This window comes from Cellulomonas oligotrophica, from assembly GCF_013409875.1.
GTDB lineage: Bacteria > Actinomycetota > Actinomycetes > Actinomycetales > Cellulomonadaceae > Cellulomonas > Cellulomonas oligotrophica.
The window spans coordinates 1,273,959-1,293,080 of sequence record NZ_JACCBK010000001.1 but is presented as its reverse complement, the minus strand read 5'-3'; the positions used below and the strand labels follow the sequence as shown (position 1 = coordinate 1,293,080).

Here is a 19,122-nt window from a genome sequence, read left to right as displayed (position 1 = left end):
GGACCAGATCTCCCTCGCCGAGGTGAGCGACCTGCTCGTGTGGGGCGCCACCACGGCCTTCACCATCGCGCTCGTCGCCTGGACCCTCGAGCTCGGTCGCGTCGCCGAGGCCGCGCAGCAGGTCCGCGACCGCAGCCGTGAGCTCGTCGGCGCGGGCGGCCCGGCACCGGTGGACGACCACGACGACGTCGCGGCGGCGACCGACGCCCCGTCCCGGGCCCGGGGCATCGCCCTGAGCACCACGCCCCTGGGCATCCTCCTGCTGCTCGCGGGCGTCGTGACGCGCGGGCTCGCCGCGGGCCGCTGGCCCACCGCGAACATGTACGAGTTCGCGATCGTCGGGGTGCTGGTCGCCGTCACGACGCTGGCCGTGCTGCAGCGCCGCCGCGTGATCGCGTTCGTCTCCGTCGTCGTCATGGGCATCGCCGTGCTGGGCCTGGCCCTGGCGCTCGTCGTGTTCCACGTCCAGGCCGACGCCGTGCAGCCCGCGCTGCAGAGCTACTGGCTGGTCCTGCACGTCGGTGTCGCGATCACCGCGACCGGGGTCTTCACCGTCGGGTTCGCCACGTCCGTGCTCCAGGTGCTCTCGTCGTCGCGCGCCGAGGGCCGCTCGCACGTCGCGCAGCCGTGGCGTCGCATGGACGGCCTGCGCCGGCCGCTGGCGCGCTGGCGCGTCACCGGCCCGGCGTTCGCGTGGCTCGAGCAGGTGCCCGACGCGCGCCGCCTCGAGGCGCTCTCGTTCCGCCTGCACGCCATCGGCTTCGTCCTGTGGACGTTCACCCTCATCGGCGGCGCCATCTGGGCCGAGCACGCGTGGGGCCGCTACTGGGGCTGGGACCCCAAGGAGGTCGGCTCGTTCGTCGCGTGGGTCGTGTACGCCGCCTACCTGCACGCCCGCACCACGCGCGGCTGGAACGGGCGCCGTGCGGCCTACCTGGTCTTCGCGGGGTACGCGGTCGTGCTCGCGAACTTCACCGTGATCAACCTGTTCGTCGACGGGAAGCACTCGTACTCGGGCCTGTGACCCGCCCAGCCGCGCCGCTGCCCGCGGTGCCGGGCCCGCGTCAGGTCGTGGGGTTGTCGTCCGTCGCGTCGCGCTGCTGACGGCGCCGCTCCTGCTCCAGGCGCCACAGGAAGTCCGGGTCGTCGTCGGGGGCGACGGGCCGCGGGGGTGCACCCCGTCCGCCGCGTCGGGATCGCCGGTAGCGAGACACGAGCAGCCAGACGACGCCGCCGACCACCGGCACGAGCAGCACCAGCGCGATCCACGCCAGGTGCGGGGCGCCCAGCCGTTCGTCCTCGTCGCTGCGGGTGACGTCGATGACGCAGTAGACGACGAACGCCAGCAGGAGCAGGAACGGCAGATACCTCATCGTCCCCAGGGTAGTCGGCGTCCGACGCCCCGGCCGCGGCGGGCACCGGCACCGGCGCGACCGGGCGGAGACGCCCAGCGCCTACCCTGGGGTGGTGCCCGTCGTCGTCTGGTCCGCGCTCCGGCTGCTCCTGCTCCTCGTCACCACCGGTGTGCTCTGGGCCGCCGGGATGCGCTCCTGGCTCGCGCCCGTGGTCGGGGCGTTCCTCGCCTGGGCGTTGTCGTACGTGCTCCTCCAGCGGCCCCGCGACGCCGCCGCCCGCTACCTCGCGGACCGTGCCGCCGAGCGTGCCGCCGCCGGTGGACGGGCCGTCCTGCGCGGCGGTGCGGCGCAGGACGCGGACGCCGAGGACGCGGCCGACGAGGCCGCCCGGTCGGCCGCGTCGCCCGACCCCGCCGGCCCGCACGCCCCTGGCGTCGACGTGGTCCCCGACCCGCCGTCGGCCGTCCCGGACCCCCCGCCCGCGCGCGGCTGACACGCCGGCCCGCGGGACGGGCCGGTGTCGGTCAGAGCGCCAGCCCCAGCCCCAGCAGCACCCCGAACGCGAGCTCGAGCGCCCCCACGCCTGCGAGCACCGGCACGAGCGCCAGGCCGCGCGCGCCCAGCAGCACCACCACGGCCAGCACCACCGAGGGCGCGAGCAGCAGCAGCACCAGCAGGGACCACGGGGCCACCACCGCGCACGCCGCGCCCAGCAGCACGGGGAGCACGACCATGGCGGCGAACACCCGGCGGGCGCGGCGCTCGCCCAGCCGGACCGCGAGCGTCCGCTTGCCGACCACCGCGTCGGTGGGCACGTCCCGCACGTTGTTGACCATCAGCAGCGCGCACGCGAGCAGCCCGACGGCCACGGCTCCGACCCACGCGGTCCACGGGAGCTCGCCGGCCTGCGTCCACGTGGTGCCCAGCACGGCCACGAGCCCGAAGAAGACGAACACGCCGACCTCGCCGAGGCCGAGGTAGCCGTAGGGGCGCTTCCCGCCCGTGTAGGTCCACGCCGCGACCACGGCCAGGGCGCCCACGGCGAGCAGCCACCACGACCCCGACAGCGCCACCAGGCCCAGCCCGAGCAGCCCCGCGACCCCGAACGCGGCGAACGCGGCGGTGCGCACCTGCGCCGGCCGCGCCGCTCCGGACGCCGTCAGGCGCATGGGCCCGACACGGTCCAGGTCGGTGCCCCGCACCCCGTCGGAGTAGTCGTTGGCGTAGTTCACGCCCACCTGCAGCGCGAGCGCCACGCCCGCGGCGAGCAGGGCGCGACCGACGTGCTCGCCGCCCACCTGCGCGGCGGCACCCGTGCCGACCAGGACGGGGGCGACGGCGGCGGGCAGGGTGCGCGGACGTGCGCCGGCGACCCACTCGGCGGTGCTGGCCATGGTGCTCCTGGGCTCGGGGGGACCGGCGCGCGGCCGGGAGGGACGGGACGGCCCGCGCGGGGCGGGGCGGGGATCAGGCGGGCGGGCCCAGGGCCTGCCGCTCGACGGCGAGGCGCGCGGCGGCCCGGCGGTCCGGCTTGCCGGGGCCGCGCAGCGGCAGCGCGTCGACCACGACCACCTGCCGGGGCGCGCTCGCCGGGCCGAGGGCCGCCGCCACGGACGTGCGCAGGTCCTGCAGCGGCGGGGCGGCGCCGTCCGACGTCACCACGACGGCGACCACGCACTGCCCCCAGTGCTGGTCGGGGACCCCGACGACGCACACCTCGCGCACGTGCGGGTGCGCCGCGACGACCGCCTCGACGGCCTGCGGGTCGACCTTGACCCCGCCGGAGACGAGGACGTCGTCGAGGCGCCCGAGGACCTGCAGGCGTCCGTCGACCACGCGCCCCCGGTCGGCGGTGCGCAGCCAGCGTGCGCCGCGCTGCGTCACGAACGTGGTCGCGTCCAGGTCGGGACGCCCGAGGTAACCCGTCGCGAGGACCGGACCCGTGAGGCTCACGCGCTGCTCGGCGTCGACGTCGACCTGCACGCCGTCCAGCGCGACGCCGTCGTACACGCACCCGCCGCACGTCTCGGTCATGCCGTACGTCGTGACCACCCGCACACCGGCCGCCCGGGCCCGTGCCAGCAGGGTCGGCGACGTGGCGGCGCCGCCGACGAGGATCGCGTCGAATGTCCGCGCCGCCCCGGTCGCGGCCTCGTCGTCGAGGACCCGCACGAGCTGCGTCGGCACGAGCGACGTGTACCGCGGCAGGTCCGTGCCGAGCGCGTCGACCGCCGCACGGAAGCCCTCCGCGCGGAAGGGACCGGTGCCCAGCACGTGCGGTGCGTGACCGGCGAGCAGCGCGCGCACCAGCACCTGCAGGCCCGCGACGTGGTGCACGGGCAGCGCCAGCAGCCACCGCCCCGGACCGCCCAGGCGCGCAGCCGTGGCGGCGGCGGACGCCCGCAGCGCGTCGGCGCCGAGCACGACGTCGCGCGACCGGCCCGTCGAGCCCGAGGTCCGCACGACCAGCGCGGTGCCGTCGGGCACCGTGCGGGGGGCCTCGTGACCTCGCGGGACGTCCGGGTCGAGCGCGCGCAGCGCGGGACCGGTGCCGTCGAGCGCGGCGGGCAGCGCGTCGAGCAGGTCCCCCGCGTGCGCGGGGACGTCGCGCAGGGGCCGGTCCACCCGCACAGCCTAGGTCGCCCGGCGCGCCCGGTCGTGCCGGGTGCCGCCGGGCGCGGGACCCGCGGTCGTAGAGTGGCCCGCGGCTGCCCCGGTCCTCGTGGGGCGCCGGCCGCGGACGGGGGGTCCGCGGCGGGGGAGGAACAGGAGACGACATGGCACCGACCGTGCAGGCCGGGCGGCCCCGGCGCGCCGACCGGGGTGCGGTCCGCACCGTCCTGCTGGCGGTGGGCACGGCGCTGGCCCTGGCGGGCTGCGGGTCCCCGACGGCCCCGGACGTCACGGTCGTCACCCAGGCCCCGACGATCGAGGCCGCCAAGGGTGCGGTGCCCGCTCCCGAGGTGCCCCCGACCTGGCCCCTGACGGGTGTCGCCGGGGAGCCCGACCCGCGCCCCGCGATCGCGGTGAAGATCGAGAACACGTCCTCGGCCCGCCCGCAGTCGGGACTCGACCAGGCGGACGTCGTCTGGGAGACGATCGTCGAGTTCGAGGTCTCCCGGTTCATCGCGGTGTTCCACTCCCAGGTGCCCGAGGAGGTCGGTCCCGTCCGGTCGGTGCGCCCCATGGACCCGCTCGTCGTGAGCCCGCTCGGCGGGCTGCTCGTGTTCTCCGGCGGGCAGCCGGGCATCCTCGACCTCGTCGCGCAGTCGGGCGTCCAGGTCGTCTCGCACGACGCGGGTGCCCCCGGCCTGTACCGGATCAGCTCGCGCTCCGCCCCGCACAACGTCTACGGGACGCCGCAGACCTGGTGGGACGCGGCCGAGGCGGGCCGCACCGCACCGCCCGAGCAGTTCGCGTTCGCCCGGACCGCCGAGCGCGCCACCGCCGCCACGGACGGGACGCCGGCCTCGACGCTGGCCTTCCGGCTCTCCGGCGCGTCGAGCCCGACGTGGACGTGGGACGGCGCCAGCGGCACCTGGCTGCGCGCCGAGGGGTCCATCCCGGCGACGGTCGCGAGCGGGCAGCGGATCTCCGCGGTCAACGTGGTCTCCGTCGTGGCGGGGCACCCCGACTCCGGGTTCGGCGCCCAGGGCGGCGCCCCGGTGCCCACCTACGAGCTCGTCGGCTCCGGGGAGGCGACCCTCGCCACCGGTGGCAGGACCGTCGCGGTGACCTGGGAGAAGACCGCAGCGGACGCCCCGCTCCGGCTCCTGATGCCCGACGGCTCGCCCGCCCGCCTGGCACCCGGCAGCACCTGGGTCGAGCTGGTTCCTGCGGGCACGGGGTCGCTGACCGTCTCCTGACCGGCCTCGCCGGGGTCGCTCGGCGTCATCCTGCGGGTGGACCCCGCGGCGCCGCACGGTGGACGGACCTCACCCGCGGCGCCAGCCCGCCGGCGGACGCGCCGCGGGCGGCTCCCCGGCCAGGCTGGTGCCATGACCACGCACCACGCCCCGGCCCTCGTCCCGTCCGCCACCGACGCCCCCGCGCAGCCGCAGCACGACGTGCGGTCCGCGGTCGCGGTGGTCGCCGCCGGGCTCGTCCTGGTCGCGCTGCTCGTCGGCGGCACGGCCCTGCTGACCGCCGTCCTCGACGTCGCCCGGTGGGTCTCCGCCTGAGCCGCCCGACGGTGCGCCGGCGTCAGTAGGCGTACGGGAAGCCCGACCAGTCCGGCGCGCGCCGCTGCAGGAACGCGTCGCGCCCCTCGACCGCCTCGTCCGTCATGTACGCCAGCCGGGTCGCCTCGCCGGCGAACACCTGCTGGCCGGCCAGCCCGTCGTCCGCCAGGTTGAACGCGAACTTCAGCATCCGCACCGCCTGCGGCGACTTCGAGGCGATCACCCGCGCGTACTCCAGGCCGACCTCCTCGATCGTCGCGTGGTCCACGACGTCGTTGACGGCACCCCAGTCGTACGCGTCCTGCGCGGAGTACTCCCGGGCCAGGAAGAAGATCTCCCGGGCCCGCTTCTGCCCGACCTGCCGGGCCAGCAGCGCCGAGCCGTAGCCGCCGTCGAACGAGCCGACGTCCGCGTCGGTCTGCTTGAACCGGGCGTGCTCACGGCTCGCGACGCTCAGGTCGGCGACCACGTGCAGCGAGTGCCCCCCGCCCGCGGCCCAGCCGTTGACGAGCGCCACGACGACCTTCGGCATGGTGCGGACCAGCCGCTGCACCTCGAGGATGTGCAGCCGTCCGGCACGGGCCGGGTCGATGGCCTCGGCGGTCTCGCCCTCGGCGTACCGGTACCCGTCGCGGCCGCGGATGCGCTGGTCGCCGCCCGAGCAGAACGCCCACACCCCGTCCTTCGGGCTGGGGCCGTTGCCCGTGAGCAGCACCGTGCCGACGTCCGACGTCGTGCGCGCGTGGTCGAGCACGGCGTACAGCTCGTCGACGGTGTGCGGGCGGAACGCGTTGCGCACCTCGGGCCGGTCGAACGCCACCCGGACCACCGGCAGGTCCCGCACGACCGCACCGGCCGCGACCTGTGCCGCGTCGGGCCGCGCCACCCCCCGGTGGTAGGTGATGTCGGTGAGGTGCTCGAACCCCGGCACCGTGCGCCACCGCGCGGGGTCGAAGGTGTCGGAGACGCGGTCCGGCAGCGGGGGCCCGGCGGGGGTGTCGTCGCTCACCCGACCACCCTAGGACGCCGCCGGCGCCGTCGACGTCGTGGGAGGCAGGGTCGTGGCGCAGTGCGGGTGCGGCGCGGGTGCGGCGGTCCCTACCCTGGTCAGGTGCCCGCCCGCCTCGACGTCGTCGTCTGGTCCGTCCCCCTGCGCACCCGCTTCCGGGGCCTGACCTCCCGGGACGGGGTGCTCGTGCAGGGCGACGCCGGCTGGGGCGAGTGCAGCCCCTTCTGGGACTACGACGACGAGGCCGCCGTGCGCTGGTGGCGGGCCGCGCGGGAGGCCGCCGACGAGGGCTGGCCCGACCCCGTGCGCACGCACGTGCCCGTCAACGTCACGGTGCCGGCGGTAGAACCGGAGCACGCGCACCGGATCGTCACCGCGTCGGGCGGGTGCCGCACCGCCAAGGTCAAGGTCGCCGAGCCCGGCCAGGACCCGCACGCCGACGAGGCGCGCCTGGAGGCGGTGCGCGACGCCCTCGGCCCCGACGGCGCGATCCGCGTCGACGCGAACACGGCCTGGGACGTCGAGACCGCCGTGACCCGCCTCGCGGCGCTCGACCGGGCGGCCGGCGGGCTGGAGTACGCCGAGCAGCCCGTCGCCGGGGTCGAGGACCTCGCCCGGCTGCGCCGGCGCACGCACGTGCCGCTCGCCGCCGACGAGTCCGTGCGCCGCAGCGACGACCCGCTGGCCGTCGCCCGCCTGCAGGCCGCCGACGTCGTCGTGCTCAAGGCCCAGCCGCTCGGCGGCGTCCGCGCGTCGCTGCGGCTCGCCGAGCAGATGGGCCTGCCCGTCGTGGTGTCGTCGGCGCTCGAGACGTCCGTGGGCCTGGCCGCCGGCCTCGCGCTGGCCGCCGCGCTGCCCGAGCTGCCCTACGCGTGCGGGCTGGCGACCGCCCAGCTGCTCGCGTCCGACCTCGTCGCCGAGCCGCTGCTGCCCGTCGACGGTGCCATCGACGTCCGGCGGCCCGAGCCGGACCCCGCCCTGCTGGCGGCCGCCGCGGCACCCGGCCCGCTCGTCGCGCGCTGGGGGGCGCGCCTGGACGCCGTGCGGGCTCGGGCATGATGGCGGTCGTGAGCGCGACCCCCGACGACGCCCCCCGCACCGGGACGACCGCACGGGTCCCCGCCCGTCGAGCCGCCCGCCGGCCCGTCGACCCCGGCCCCCCGGCGATCGCCGCGGCCCGGGTCCTCGTGCAGGCGCTCGCGGCCCTCGGGGTGCGGGACGTGGTGCTGGCCCCGGGGTCGCGCAGCGCCCCCTTGGCCTACGCGCTGGCCGACGCCGCCCGGCCCGAGGAGGACCGCCCCGCGGGCGCCCCGGCCGTCCGCCTGCACGTGCGGGTCGACGAGCGCGACGCCGCGTTCCTCGCCCTGGGCCTGTGCCGCGCGTCGGCGCACCCGCCGCGCCACGGCGAGCCCGCACCCGCCGGCCCGCGCCCCGTGGCCGTCGTCACCACGTCGGGCACCGCCGCGGCGAACCTGCACCCCGCCGTCCTCGAGGCCCACCACGCCGGGCTGCCGCTGCTGCTGCTGACCGCCGACCGCCCGCACGAGCTGCGCGGCACCGGCGCCAACCAGACCACCGAGCAGGTCGGCATGTTCGGCGGCGCCGTGCGCCTGGCGGTCGACGTGCCCGCGCCGGACGGGCGCACGGGCGAGGACCGGGACCTGCGGAGGCTGGCCTCGCGGGCCGTGGCCACCGCGCTCGGCGCGCGCACGGGCGACCCGGGCCCCGTGCACCTCGACCTGGCGTACCGCGACCCCTTGGTGCCCGACGAGGCGCCGTGGCCGCCCGCCTCGGAGGCAGGCCTGACGCAGGTCGCCACCCGGCACGCACCCGCCGAGGCCGCGGAGCCCGCGACGGGCACCGTGCCGACGGTGACCGTGCGCACCGAGGGCGGCCGCCGGGTGCGCCGCGGGTCGGGTGCGGTGCCGACCGTCGTGGTCGCGGGCGACGGCGCCGGTCCGACCGCGCGCCGGCTCGCCGAGGCCAACGGGTGGCCGCTGCTGGCCGAGCCGTCGTCGGGCGCCCGCCAGGGCCCGCACGCGATCGGCGCCTACCGGCTGCTGCTCGACGACGACCGCCTGGGCGGGCGCGTCGGGCGCGTCGTGGTGCTGGGGCGTCCCACGCTCTCGCGCCAGGTCCAGCGGCTGCTGGCCCGGCCGGACGTCGAGGTCGTCGTGGTCGCGCCCCGCGGCGTCGACTGGCCGGACGCCGCGCGCAACGCCTCGCAGGTGCTGCTCGAGCCCCCGCCGCGCATGCGCCAGGGCCGCATCGGTGCGCCCGAGGGCTGGCTGGACGACTGGCAGGTCGCCGACGCCGCCGCCCAGGAGGCGCTGGCAGGCCTGCTCGACACCCCCGAGGACGCGCGCCGCTCCCGCTCCGGGCCCCGGGTGAGCGGCCCGGCGCTGGCCCGTGCCGTCGCCCGCGCGAGCGCCCCGGACGACGTCCTCGTCGTCGGGGCCTCGAGCCCGGTGCGCGACCTCGACCTCGTGGCCCGCTGGGACACCGCACCGCTCGTGCTGGCCAACCGGGGGCTCGCCGGCATCGACGGCACCGTCGCGACCGCGACCGGCGTGGCCCTGGGCCTGCCGCACCGCCGCGTGCGCGCCTACCTGGGCGACCTGACGTTCCTGCACGACGTCGGCGGTCTGCTGCGCGGCCCCGCCGAGCCGCGCGTGGACCTGCAGATCGTCGTCGCCAACGACGACGGCGGCTCGGTGTTCACGACCCTGGAGCACGGCGAGCCCGAGCGCGCGGAGACGTTCGAGCGCGTGTTCGGCACCCCCCACGGCGTCGACGTCGCGGCACTGTGCGCGGCGTACGGGGTGCGGCACACGCGCGTCGTCGACACCGACGGGCTGCTGCCCGCGCTCGCGGCGCCCGGCACGGGGGTGGGCGTGGTCGAGGTGCGCGTGGACCGCACGCAGCGGCGCGCGCTGGGGGAGCGGGTGGCCGTCGAGGTCGCCGCCGCGGTGGACAAGGCCCTGACCGCCGGGCCGTGAGGTCCGGGTGCGCGGGCGGGCGCCGCTCGCCGCGAACTCACAGCAGGTTCCCAGGGTTCGGGGAGGCGGATCCCAGTCCCTGGGGGTGAGATGGGTCTCGACAAGGAGGCAGCCATGACCAGCACGCCCGAGCAGCCGCACCGCGGGCAGCAGGACCACCCGACCGAGCCCCTCGCCGTGGCACAGCCGACGCAGCGCCTGCCGCTGCCGGTGACGCCGCCGGCCCCCGCGCCCGAGCGGCTCACGCCGGCGCAGCAGTGGGCCCGGTACGAGGCCGCCCAGCGCGCGACCCGCGAGCCGGCCCTCGTCGGCGCCCCCGCCCCGGCCGCCGCGCACGGGGCACCGCCCGCCGGCGCCCCGCTCCCCGCCACCGGCCCGGCGACGCCCCCGCCCCCGCCCGCCGGCGGCACCCCGTCGTCCGCCCAGCCCTGGGGCCCGCCCGCGGGGCCCGCCCCGCGCCGCCGCTCGCGGGCGTGGCTGTGGATCACCGCGGGCGTCGTCACGGGCCTGCTCGTGGGCGGCGGCGCTGTCGCGACCGCGCAGCTCCTGGACGGCTCGTCGAGCACGCAGCGCCCCGCCTCGCTGGCCGAGCTGGGCCGCCCGGCGGACGACACGGTGCCGGTCGCCGGCTCCACCACCGAGGGCCCCGACTGGCCGGCCGTCGCCGCCGCGGTCCAGGACTCGGTCGTCGCGATCGACGTCACCACCTCGGCCGGGGAGTCCCAGGGCTCCGGCGTCATCATCAGCGACGACGGGGCGATCCTGACCAACAACCACGTGGTCTCCGGCGCGGGCGACGGTCAGGTGGCCGTCACGCTCACCGACGGGCGCATCCTCGAGGCCGAGGTCACGGGCACGGACGCCAGCACCGACCTCGCGGTGATCCAGGTGCTCGACGCCCCGGACGACCTGGTGCCCGCGGTGCTCGGGGACTCCGACGCGGTCACGGTCGGGGAGTCCGTGATGGCCGTCGGCAACCCGCTCGGGCTGGCCAACACGGTCACCACCGGCATCGTCTCGGCGGTCGACCGGCCCGTCAGCACGCAGGAGAACGGCGGCGAGGCGGCCGTGACCAACGCGATCCAGATCGACGCCGCGGTCAACCCGGGCAACTCCGGCGGCCCGCTGTTCGACGCGCAGGGCCAGGTCATCGGCATCACGTCGTCGATCGCGACCCTGTCGAGCGAGTCCGGGTCGATCGGCCTCGGGTTCGCGATCCCGGTGAACCTCGCCGAGCAGATCGCGGCGCAGCTCATCGCCGACGGCGAGGCCGAGCACGCGTTCCTCGGCGTGACGCTCCAGGACGGCACGGCCACCGCCGACGGCGTCACGCGCCGCGGTGCCGTCGTGCAGTCCGTGACCGACGAGTCCCCGGCGGCGGAGGCGGGCCTGCAGGTCGACGACGTGATCGTCGCGATCGACGGCGACGTCGTCGGCGGCTCGGAGTCCCTGACCGCGTTCGTGCGCGGCATGTCCTCCGGCGACGAGGCCACCCTCACGGTCGTCCGCGGTGGCCGGGCCCTCGAGGTCGACGTCACCCTGGCGACCCGCCCGGACGACTTCGGCCAGCAGGAGCAGCAGCCCGCCGAGCCGGACGACTCCAGCGGCATCCCCGACGGCATGACGCCCGAGGACCTGTGGGAGTGGTTCCAGCAGCAGCAGGAGCAGGGCTGAGCCCCGCATGACCTGGGCCGGCCGGTGACGGCCGTGCCCACCGCGGTCCGGCCCACCCCCTGACCGGACCGCACGCGAGCCCGCCGCGCCATCCCCCCGCGGCGGGCTCGCGCACGTCCGGAGGACCGACCGGCCCGCCCGGGGTGGCCGGACGAGGGCTCAGTCGCCGCCGAGGGCGAAGCGCATGGGCTCGAGCTTGGCGCGGGACTCCGCGAGCTCGGCGGCCGGGTCGGACGCCGCCACGACGCCGCACCCCGCGAACAGCCGCAGGCGGTGCGGGTCGTCGGGGTCCACGCGGGCCGAGCGCAGCGCGATGCCCCACTCGCCGTCGCCGTCGGCGCCGAACCACCCGACGGGCCCCGCGTACCGGGCCCGGTCCATGCCCTCGACGCGGGCGATGAGTGCCCGGGCCGCCTGCGTCGGGGTGCCGCACACCGCGGCCGTCGGGTGCAGGGCCGCGGCCAGCGCGAGCGAGGACGGGTGGGTGCCCTCGGCGCCCCGCAGCACGCCCGTGACGTCGGACGCCAGGTGCAGCACGTTCGGCAGCGACAGCACGAACGGCACGTCCGGCACGTTGCTCGACGAGCAGAACGGCGCGAGCGCGTCGGCCACGGACGTCACGGCGTACTCGTGCTCCTCCAGGTCCTTCGAGGAGTGCGCGAGGATCGCGGCGCGCGCCATGTCCGCCGCGTCGTCGCCGGTGCGCCGGATCGTCCCGGCGAGCACCCGCGAGGTCACCAGGCCGCGCTCGGAGCGCACCAGCAGCTCGGGCGTCGCGCCGATCATGCCGTCGACGCTGAACGTCCAGCACGACCGGTACCGCCCCGCGAGCCGCGCCAGGGCCCACCGCACGTCCAGGGGGTGCTCGGTGCGCGCCTCGACGTCGCGGGCGAGCACGACCTTGTCGACCTCGCCGGCGCGGATGGCCGCGACCCCGCGGGCGACGACGTCGAGCCAGTCGTCGGCGGCGACGGCGCCGTCGCGGTACTCGACGGCACCGGGCGCGGCCGGGGCGCTGCGCCCGGTGACGACGTCGGCGAGCGTGGGTGCGGCGCCCAGCCGGGCCGCGGGCGTCAGCGTCGTCAGCCACGCCCGCCCGGCGCGGCGCCCGACGACGACGCGGGGGACGACGACGGTGCCGCCGTCCGCGGACGCGTCGTCGAACGCGAACGAGCCGAAGGCGACGGGCCCGGTGCCGGGCAGGCCCACCTCGTCGCGCACGACCGCGTGCGCCAGGACCTGCTGCCAGGCGCGCTCGGCGTCGGCGAACCGGTCGGGCCCGTGCACGTCGACGCGCAGGGCCTCGCCCCACGCCACGAGGCCGTCGCCGCGGCGGACCCACGCCAGGGGCGCGTCCTGCGGCAGGAGGTCGAGCAGGTCGGCCGGGTCGGGCTCGCCCGCGCGCCCGTCACCGAGCCCGTCGAGGGCGACCGTCCGGACGACGAGGGGATGGGGGAGAGGCTCCCCGGGCGTGGAGCTGGGCGACGTGCTCATCACCGTCCAGGGTAGGTGGTGCGCCGTGGTCGCCCGGACCGCGGGCGGTCACCCGCGCGGGTGGTCGCGGCGCCTGTCGGGCGGGCGGGGGCGGACCTGCGACGATGGGCGCATGTCTCGCGCCTCCCTGGAGAAGGACCCCCGCGACGTCGCCGCGATGTTCGACGCGGTCGCCCGGCGGTACGACCTCACGAACGACGTCATCTCCCTCGGCCAGGACCGCGCCTGGCGCCGGGCCACGCTCGCGGCGCTCGCGGCGCAGCCGGGCGAGACGGTCCTCGACCTGGCGGCGGGCACGGGCACGTCGAGCGAGCCGCTCGCCGACGCCGGGGTGCGGGTCGTGCCCTGCGACCTGTCGACGGGCATGCTCGGCGTCGGCAAGCGCCGCCGCCCCGACCTGCCGTTCGTGGCCGGCGACGCGCTGCACCTGCCGTTCGCGGACGGCGTCTTCGACGCGGTCACCATGTCGTTCGGGCTGCGCAACGTCGCGGACGTCGACGCGGCGCTGGCCGAGCTGCTGCGCGTGACGCGCCCGGGCGGGCGGCTGGTCGTGTGCGAGTTCTCCCGGCCCACGTTCGCCCCGTTCCGCACCGTCTACACCAACTACCTCATGCGGGCGCTGCCGCCCGTGGCACGCGCGGTGTCCAAGGAGCCGGACGCCTACGTGTACCTCGCGGAGTCGATCCGGGAGTGGCCGGACCAGGCGGCGCTCGGGCGTCAGGTGCGGCGTGCGGGGTGGACGGACGTGGCCTTCCGCAACCTGTCGGGCGGCATCGTCGCCCTGCACCGCGCGACACGCCCGGAGGCCTGACGCGCGCACCCCGTGCCCCGGGCGACGCCGGCGGGTAGCGGCTGGTGGGGCGGTCCGGCGGGACGATCGTCCCGCGCCGGGCTCCAGGTAAGCCCTACCTTCGCAGACAGGCCCGGAGGGTCTCGTTACACTCGCCGGAGTTGCACGTGAACATCGTCACAAGTGGGGTGAAGATGACGGCCGCAGCACACGATGACGCCGACGTCATCGTCGTCGGCGCAGGCCCTGCGGGGGCCGGCGCGGCCTACTGGTGCGCGTCCGCGGGGCTCGACGTGCTGCTCCTCGAGAAGTCCGCGTTCCCCCGCGACAAGATCTGCGGCGACGGGCTCACGCCGCGCGCGGTGTCCGAGCTGGTCCGCATGGGCGTGCCGATCCGCGAGCAGGACGGCTGGATCCGCAACGTCGGCCTGCGCGTCATCGGCGGCGGGCACCGCATCGAGCTGCCGTGGCCCGAGCTGTCGAGCTACCCGTCCTACGGGCTGGCGCGCGCCCGCACGACGTTCGACCAGACCCTCGCCGAGCACGCCCGGGCCGCCGGTGCCAAGCTCTCCGAGCGCACGTCCGTCACGGGCCCTGTGCTCGACGAGCGCACGGGCCGCGTCGTCGGCGTGCGGGCGCGCCCGGTCGACGACGCGGGCCGTCGTGCGGGCGACGAGGTCGAGTACCGCGCCCCCGTCGTCATCGACGCGGGCGGGGTGTCCGCGCGCCTGGCCACGTCCGTGGGCCGGGTCAAGCGCGACGACCGTCCGATGGGCGTGGCCGTGCGCACCTACTTCCGCACGCCGCGCCACGACGACCCGTGGATGGAGTCCCACCTCGAGCTGTGGGACGGCGAGCCCGGCCGCTCGCACCTCATGCCCGGCTACGGCTGGATCTTCTCCCTCGGCGACGGCACCGCGAACGTCGGCCTCGGCTCGGTGAGCTCGACCGCCGCCGCCACCAAGGTGGACTACAAGGACCTGTTCGCCCGCTGGATGGCGCACGCGCCCGCGGAGTGGGAGTTCACGCCCGAGCACCAGGTCGGCCCCGTGCGCGGCGCGGCCCTGCCGATGGGCTTCAACCGCGGCCCCATGTACGCCGACGGCCTGCTGCTGGCGGGCGACTCCGCCGGCATGGTCAGCCCGTTCAACGGCGAGGGCATCGCCTACGGCCTGCAGGCGGGACGCGTCGCCGCCGACGCGATCTCCCAGGCCCTCACGCGCGGCTCCGCCGCGGGTCGCGAACGGGCCCTGGCGACGTACCAGCAGCGCATGCGCGAGGACCTCGGCGGCTACTACACGCTCGGCCGGCTGTTCGTCCGGATCATCGAGCACCCCCAGGTCATGCGGCTGTGCACCCGGTACGGGCTGCCCCGGCCGCTGCTCATGAAGTTCGTCCTGAAGCTGTTGTCGGACTGCTACGAGCCCCGGGGCGGGGACACGGTCGACCGTGTGATCGCCGGGCTCGCGAGGATGGCACCCGCAGCATGACCCCGGCAGCCCCCACCCACCGCCCGCGGCCGTCCGGCCGCACCTCGACGACGAGGAGGACCGCTCGATGAGCAACCCGTACGTGCCGCTCCTGGTGCTCATGGGCATCGCCGCGGTGCTGGCGCTGGGCGGTGTGGGGGCGAGCGCGATCCTCGGGCCCAAGCGCTACAACCGCGCCAAGCTCGACGCGTACGAGTGCGGCATCGAGCCGACGCCGCACGCGATCGGCGGCGGCCGCTTCCCGATCAAGTACTACCTCGTGGCGATGACGTTCATCGTCTTCGACATCGAGGTGGTGTTCCTCTACCCGTGGGCCGTGAGCTTCGCCGAGCTGGCGACGTTCGGCCTTGTCGCGATGCTCGCGTTCATCGCGCTGATCACGGTCCCGTTCGTCTACGAGTGGAAGCGCGGCGGGTTCGAGTGGGACTGACGACGGCACGCGCGAGGAGGAGGGGCTGATGGGCATCGAGGAGGCACCCTCGGGGTTCCTGCTGACGACGGTCGAGGACCTCGTCGGCTACTTCCGCAAGGGCTCGCTGTGGCCGGTGACGTTCGGCCTGGCGTGCTGCGCGATCGAGATGATGGCCGCGGGCGCGCCCCGGTACGACATCTCACGCTTCGGCATGGAGGTCTTCCGCGCGTCGCCGCGCCAGGCGGACCTCATGATCGTCGCCGGCCGGGTCAGCCAGAAGATGGCGCCGATCGTGCGGCAGGTCTACGACCAGATGTCGGCGCCGAAGTGGGTGCTGTCGATGGGCGTGTGCGCCTCCAGCGGCGGCATGTTCAACAACTACGCGATCGTGCAGGGCGTCGACCACGTCGTGCCCGTCGACATCTACCTGCCGGGCTGCCCGCCGCGGCCCGAGATGCTCATCCACGCGATCCTCGCGCTGCACGAGCAGATCCAGAACGAGCCGCTCGGCGTCAACCGCAAGGAGGCGGCCGCGGCCGCCGAGGCCGCCGCGATGGCCGCCACGCCGACGTCGCACATGACGGGGCTGCTGCGGTGAGCGACGCGAAGGACCGGAAGACCGACGCCGCCGACGCCGTGAAGCCCGGTGAGGGCACCACGGCCGCGCAGAGCACCACGGCCGCCGCGCTCGAGGCGGGCGCCCAGCACGTTCCCGCCGGGCCGGAGGCCGCACGCACCCCCCTCGACCTGGTCGACGTGCGCACGGGCATGTTCGGCGTGCACGGCACGGGCGACACGTCCGGGTACGGCGGGCTCGTGGCGGCCGTGGCGCTGCCCGGGCCGAGCGAGCGCCCCTACGGCGGCTGGTTCGACGAGGTCGTCGACGTGCTCGCCGAGGTGCTGGACGAGTCCGGCCCGGGCTTCGCCGCCGCCGTCGAGAGCGTCGTCGTCGACCGCGAGGAGCTCACGCTGCACGTGCGGCGCGAGTACGTCGTGGCCGTGGCGCAGGCGCTGCGCGACGACCCGGACCTGCGGTTCGAGCTGAGCCTGGGCGTCAGCGGCGTGCACTACCCGCACGAGGCGGGGCGCGAGCTGCACGCCGTCTACCACGTGGTGTCCGTGACCCACGGCCGGCGGCTCCGGTTCGAGGTCGCCGTGCCCGAGGCCGACCCGCACGTGCCGTCGACCACCGGGGTCTACCCGGCCAACGACTGGCACGAGCGGGAGACCTACGACTTCTTCGGCGTGGTCTTCGACGGGCACCCCGGCCTGGCCCGCATCGAGATGCCCGACGACTGGCCCGGCCACCCGCAGCGCAAGGACTACCCCCTGGGCGGCATCCCCGTCGAGTACAAGGGCGCCACCGTGCCACCCCCCGACCAGCGGAGGTCCTACAGCTGATGACCGCCGGACCCGCCCCCACCCCCCGCGCGACCCCCCACGCGTCCCCCCGCTCCACCGGCCACGTCGTCGACGACGACACCACGGGCGTCCCCACGTTCGAGGCGTCCGGCGGCGACTGGTCCGACATCGCGGCCGAGGCCGCGGCGCTCGGCGAGGAGCGCATCGTCGTCAACATGGGTCCCCAGCACCCGTCGACGCACGGCGTGCTGCGCCTCATGCTCGAGATCGAGGGGGAGACCGTCACCGAGGCCCGTGCCGGCATCGGCTACCTGCACACGGGCATCGAGAAGAACATGGAGCACCGCACCTGGACGCAGGGGGTGACGTTCTGCACGCGCATGGACTACGTCGCCCCGCTGTTCCAGGAGGCCGCGTACTGCCTGGCCGTGGAGAAGCTCCTCGGCATCACCGACGACGTGCCCGAGCGCGCCACCGTCATCCGCGTGCTGATGATGGAGCTCAACCGGATCACGTCGCACCTGGTCTGCCTGGCCACGGGCGGCAACGAGCTCGGCGCGACCACGGTCATGACGGTGGGCTTCACGGCCCGCGAGGAGATCCTCAAGGTCTTCGAGCTCATCTCGGGGCTGCGGATGAACCACGCGTACATCCGCCCCGGCGGGGTCGCGCAGGACGTGCCGCCCGGCGCCGTGGACTCCGTCCGCGAGGCGCTCGTGCAGGTCAGGCACTACCTGCGCCAGCTCGAGGACATCATGCTGGCCAACCCGATCCTGCAGGCGCGCCTGAAGGACGTCGGCAGCCTCAGCCTGGCCGGCTGCATGGCGCTCGGCATCACGGGGCCGGTGCTCCGCTCGACCGGGCTGCCGTACGACGTGCGCAAGGCCGCGCCGTACTGCGGGTACGAGACGTACGACTTCGACGTTCCCGTCGACGACGGCGCCGACTGCTGGTCGCGGCTCGTGCTGCGCCTGGAGGAGTGCTACCAGTCGATGCGGATCGTCGAGCAGTGCCTCGACCGGCTCGCGGCCACGCCGGCCGGCCCGGTGATGGTCGCCGACAAGAAGGTCGCCTGGCCCGCGCAGCTGGCCATCGGCACCGACGGCATGGGCAACTCCCTCGACCACATCCGCGAGATCATGGGCACCTCCATGGAGGCCCTGATCCACCACTTCAAGCTGGTGACCGAGGGCTTCCGGGTCCCGGCCGGGCAGGTGTTCCAGACGGTCGAGCACCCCCGCGGCGAGCTCGGCGTGCACCTGGTGTCCGACGGCGGCACCCGCCCGTACCGCGCGCACTTCCGCGACCCGTCGTTCAACAACCTGCAGGCCGTGTCCATGATGTGCGAGGGCGGGCAGGTGGCCGACGTGGTCGTCGCCGTCGCGTCCCTCGACCCGGTGCTGGGAGGGGTGGACCGCTGATGTCGGTCGAGCACGAGCCCGTGCAGGACGCGCTGCTGCGCACCCGCGTCGACGGCGAGCGGCACGCCACGGGGTACGACGACGCGACCCGGGAGCGCCTCGCGGCCGACGCCGCCGCGATCGTCGCCCGCTACCCGCAGGCCCGGTCGGCGCTGCTGCCGATGCTGCACCTGGTGCAGTCCCAGGACGGCTACGTGTCCCCGCGCGGCATCGCCTTCTGCGCGGCCACGCTGGGGCTGAGCACCGCAGAGGTGTCGGCGGTCGCCACGTTCTACACGCAGTTCAAGCGCCACCCCAACGGCACGTACACGGTCGGTGTCTGCACCAACACGCTGTGCGCGATCATGGGCGGCGACGCGATCTGGGAGGAGCTCACCGAGCACCTCGGCGTCGGCCACGACGAGACGACGCCCGACGGGGCGATCACGCTCGAGCGGGTCGAGTGCAACGCCGCCTGCGACTACGCGCCGGTCGTGATGGTCAACTGGGAGTTCTTCGACCAGCAGACGCCCGCGTCGGCGAGCGACCTCGTCGACCGGCTGCGCGAGGGCGTCCCCGTGGCGCCCACGCGGGGGGCCGCGTCGGTGTGCACGTTCAAGCAGATGAGCCGGGTGCTGGCCGGGTTCTCCGACGGCCGCGCCGACGAGGGCGTGGGCGCCGGCGAGCCGACCGTGCGCGGCACGGTCCTGGCCCGCGAGCACGGCTGGTCCGCCCCGGCGTACCCCGACGCGGGCGAGCCGCCCGCTCCGCTGGACGAGGCCGCGAAGCCCGCCGCCACCGGTGCCGGCCCCACGCCGGCCGGGCAGCAGCCGGGTGCCGACCCGAAGGTCGGCGCGGAGCAGTCCAGCGCCCAGCACGCCCCGAGCACCCCCGCGGACACCTCCGACGAGGCGGCCGAGCGGGCGCAGCGGTCCGACGACGCGAAGGAGTCGTGA

The 19,122-nt window shown here is 76.3% G+C and carries 19 protein-coding genes; 14 read left to right on the top strand and 5 right to left on the bottom strand.

The features are described 5' to 3' along the window. Positions 1-7 precede the first annotated feature (7 nt). The gene (gene ccsB, locus BKA21_RS05710) at positions 8-1,024 is read left to right on the top strand and encodes a c-type cytochrome biogenesis protein CcsB (RefSeq protein ID WP_140458319.1); all 1,017 of its coding nucleotides are present in this window, start codon (positions 8-10) and stop codon (positions 1,022-1,024) included. 40 nt (positions 1,025-1,064) lie between these two features. On the opposite strand, the gene BKA21_RS05705 is transcribed toward ccsB, so the two are convergent. Beyond that, on the bottom strand, positions 1,065-1,373 hold the full coding sequence (locus BKA21_RS05705; RefSeq protein ID WP_140457370.1) for a PLDc N-terminal domain-containing protein: 309 nt from the start codon (positions 1,371-1,373) through the stop codon (positions 1,065-1,067). 94 nt (positions 1,374-1,467) lie between these two features. On the opposite strand from BKA21_RS05705, the gene BKA21_RS05700 reads away from it, so the two are divergent. Further along, positions 1,468-1,848 carry a DUF4229 domain-containing protein gene (locus BKA21_RS05700; RefSeq protein WP_140457369.1) on the top strand — a complete coding sequence of 127 codons (381 nt, stop codon included), beginning with the start codon at positions 1,468-1,470 and terminating at the stop codon, positions 1,846-1,848. Between the two features lie 31 nt (positions 1,849-1,879). On the opposite strand, the gene BKA21_RS05695 is transcribed toward BKA21_RS05700, so the two are convergent. Together BKA21_RS05695 and menE are read right to left on the bottom strand one after the other, a co-directional pair. Then, positions 1,880-2,749 (bottom strand): 1,4-dihydroxy-2-naphthoate polyprenyltransferase, encoded by an 870-nt coding sequence (locus BKA21_RS05695; protein WP_140457368.1) that lies wholly within the window; start codon positions 2,747-2,749, stop codon positions 1,880-1,882. A gap of 73 nt (positions 2,750-2,822) precedes the next feature. Further along, a complete protein-coding gene (gene menE, locus BKA21_RS05690; RefSeq protein WP_140457367.1) occupies positions 2,823-3,980 on the bottom strand; it encodes an o-succinylbenzoate--CoA ligase in 1,158 nt (385 codons plus the stop codon). Positions 3,981-4,132: 152 nt separating this feature from the next. Here menE and BKA21_RS05685 point away from each other — a divergent pair, with 152 nt between their 5' ends. Continuing rightward, the gene (locus tag BKA21_RS05685) at positions 4,133-5,221 is read left to right on the top strand and encodes a DUF3048 domain-containing protein (protein WP_140457366.1); all 1,089 of its coding nucleotides are present in this window, start codon (positions 4,133-4,135) and stop codon (positions 5,219-5,221) included. Positions 5,222-5,353: 132 nt separating this feature from the next. Further along, complete coding sequence (locus tag BKA21_RS05680) at positions 5,354-5,536, top strand: hypothetical protein (RefSeq protein WP_140457365.1); 183 nt, start codon at positions 5,354-5,356, stop codon at positions 5,534-5,536. Positions 5,537-5,558: 22 nt separating this feature from the next. On the opposite strand, the gene BKA21_RS05675 is transcribed toward BKA21_RS05680, so the two are convergent. Then, positions 5,559-6,545 carry a 1,4-dihydroxy-2-naphthoyl-CoA synthase gene (locus tag BKA21_RS05675; RefSeq protein WP_140457364.1) on the bottom strand — a complete coding sequence of 329 codons (987 nt, stop codon included), beginning with the start codon at positions 6,543-6,545 and terminating at the stop codon, positions 5,559-5,561. A 102-nt stretch (positions 6,546-6,647) separates the two neighbouring features. On the opposite strand from BKA21_RS05675, the gene BKA21_RS05670 reads away from it, so the two are divergent. The 3 genes from BKA21_RS05670 to BKA21_RS05660 all read left to right on the top strand — a co-directional run bounded on the left by BKA21_RS05670 (position 6,648) and on the right by BKA21_RS05660 (position 11,218). Then, on the top strand, positions 6,648-7,604 hold the full coding sequence (locus BKA21_RS05670; protein ID WP_140457363.1) for an o-succinylbenzoate synthase: 957 nt from the start codon (positions 6,648-6,650) through the stop codon (positions 7,602-7,604). After that, on the top strand, positions 7,604-9,544 hold the full coding sequence (gene menD, locus BKA21_RS05665) for a 2-succinyl-5-enolpyruvyl-6-hydroxy-3-cyclohexene-1-carboxylic-acid synthase (protein WP_373308148.1): 1,941 nt from the start codon (positions 7,604-7,606) through the stop codon (positions 9,542-9,544). Before BKA21_RS05670 ends, menD begins: the two co-directional genes overlap by 1 nt. Before the next feature lie 114 nt (positions 9,545-9,658). Further along, complete coding sequence (locus BKA21_RS05660; protein WP_239072740.1) at positions 9,659-11,218, top strand: S1C family serine protease; 1,560 nt, start codon at positions 9,659-9,661, stop codon at positions 11,216-11,218. Between the two features lie 159 nt (positions 11,219-11,377). On the opposite strand, the gene BKA21_RS05655 is transcribed toward BKA21_RS05660, so the two are convergent. Then, on the bottom strand, positions 11,378-12,712 hold the full coding sequence (locus BKA21_RS05655) for an isochorismate synthase (protein WP_140457360.1): 1,335 nt from the start codon (positions 12,710-12,712) through the stop codon (positions 11,378-11,380). A gap of 112 nt (positions 12,713-12,824) precedes the next feature. Here BKA21_RS05655 and BKA21_RS05650 point away from each other — a divergent pair, with 112 nt between their 5' ends. The 7 genes from BKA21_RS05650 (at position 12,825) to nuoE (ending at position 19,122) form a co-directional block, all read left to right on the top strand. Continuing rightward, entirely contained in the window at positions 12,825-13,523 is a 699-nt protein-coding gene (locus BKA21_RS05650; RefSeq protein ID WP_140457359.1) for a demethylmenaquinone methyltransferase, read from the top strand. A gap of 173 nt (positions 13,524-13,696) precedes the next feature. Continuing rightward, entirely contained in the window at positions 13,697-14,992 is a 1,296-nt protein-coding gene (locus BKA21_RS05645; protein WP_140457358.1) for a geranylgeranyl reductase family protein, read from the top strand. Positions 14,993-15,059: 67 nt separating this feature from the next. Further along, the gene (locus BKA21_RS05640; protein WP_140457357.1) at positions 15,060-15,422 is read left to right on the top strand and encodes an NADH-quinone oxidoreductase subunit A; all 363 of its coding nucleotides are present in this window, start codon (positions 15,060-15,062) and stop codon (positions 15,420-15,422) included. Between the two features lie 28 nt (positions 15,423-15,450). After that, on the top strand, positions 15,451-16,002 hold the full coding sequence (locus tag BKA21_RS05635; protein ID WP_140457356.1) for a NuoB/complex I 20 kDa subunit family protein: 552 nt from the start codon (positions 15,451-15,453) through the stop codon (positions 16,000-16,002). After that, complete coding sequence (locus tag BKA21_RS05630; protein WP_140457355.1) at positions 15,999-16,805, top strand: NADH-quinone oxidoreductase subunit C; 807 nt, start codon at positions 15,999-16,001, stop codon at positions 16,803-16,805. Before BKA21_RS05635 ends, BKA21_RS05630 begins: the two co-directional genes overlap by 4 nt. After that, positions 16,805-18,187, top strand: coding sequence for an NADH-quinone oxidoreductase subunit D (locus BKA21_RS05625; protein ID WP_140457354.1), 1,383 nt, complete (start codon positions 16,805-16,807; stop codon positions 18,185-18,187). Before BKA21_RS05630 ends, BKA21_RS05625 begins: the two co-directional genes overlap by 1 nt. Then, a complete protein-coding gene (gene nuoE, locus BKA21_RS05620) occupies positions 18,187-19,122 on the top strand; it encodes an NADH-quinone oxidoreductase subunit NuoE (protein WP_140457353.1) in 936 nt (311 codons plus the stop codon). The genes BKA21_RS05625 and nuoE overlap by 1 nt, the downstream gene beginning before the upstream one ends.